We start from the raw sequence: 1,161 nt of genomic DNA on the forward strand, positions 1-1,161 counted from the left end.
CCTCCCGGTGCGCGCCGAAACCCGGCGCCTCCCGCGCGACGGCCGCGACGAGCCGCAGCGCGGTCGGGGGCGGCACCGCCGGGCCCGCCTCGAGCGCGTGCCGGGCGAGGGCGGCGAGGTCACCGGTTCCGGAGCCCGCCTCGACCGCGGCCAGGGCGGCCGCGTGCAGCCGGGTCCGCCGCAGCCGGGGCAGGTCGGCGTCGAGCGTGTCCCGCACGAGGGCGTGCGCGAACCGCACCCGGCCCGGCGCGGGCTCGGTCAGCAGGCCGGCGAGCACGCCCAGCTCCAGGGCGTCGAGCACCCCGTCCTCGGATCCCCCGGTCGCGCCGGCCAGCCGGACGAGGGTGTCGATGTCGACCTCGCGGCCCAGGACGGCGGCCTGGCCCAGCACGGTCCGGGCGGGCGCGGGGAGCCGCGCGACCCGGCGGCGCAGGACGTCCCGCACCCCGGCCGGGATCGCGTCGGCCGCGGCCTGCGCGCCCTCCACCGCGATCAACCGGGCGGTCTCGCGGACGAAGAGCGGGTTGCCGTCCGTGCGCTCGGTGACCAGCGCGACGGTGTGCTCGTCGGGATCGGCGACGCCCTGCCCGGCCAGCAGCGCGCGCACCTCCGGCCCGGTCAGCCCGGCCAGGGTGATCCGGTCGGCGACCGGTCCGGCGAGGGCGGCCAGGGTGGCCGCCAGGTCCGGGCCGATCTCGGCCGGCCGCAGCGTGGCGACGACGAGGACCGGCGCCGTGCCCAAGCCGCCGACGACCGCGCGGAGCAGCTGCAACGTCTCGTCCTCGGCCCGGTGCAGGTCGTCGAGCACGAGCAGCACCGGTCCGCCGGCCGCGGCGCCCCCGACCAGCTCGACGACGGCGCGGGACAGCCAGAACGTCTCGCCGACCTCCTCGCGCCCCGGCCCGGCCGCCCGCAGCGGGGCGAGCCGCGCGGCGAGGTCCGCCGAGGCCGGCACGGCCCGGACCAGCTCCTCGACCAGCTCCGTCCACGCCCAGCCCGGCGGGGCGCCGTCGACCTCCGGGCACCGGCCGAGCGCGGTCGTCCAGCCGGTGAGCCCCACCCGGAAGGCCTCGACCAGGGCGGACTTGCCGCCCCCCGCGTCCGCCTCCACCAGCACGACGGCGACGCCGGACCGGGCGCGCTCGGGCGCCGCCCCGGGCC

At 80.8% G+C, this 1,161-nt stretch carries 1 pseudogene; it reads right to left on the minus strand.

Annotation, left to right across the window (positions count from 1 at the left end):
* Positions 1 to 1,161 (minus strand): annotated as a pseudogene (locus tag ACFQH9_RS30470) (AAA family ATPase); the annotation flags it as partial.

Source organism: Pseudonocardia lutea, assembly GCF_042658055.1.
GTDB classification, from domain to species: domain Bacteria; phylum Actinomycetota; class Actinomycetes; order Mycobacteriales; family Pseudonocardiaceae; genus Pseudonocardia; species Pseudonocardia lutea.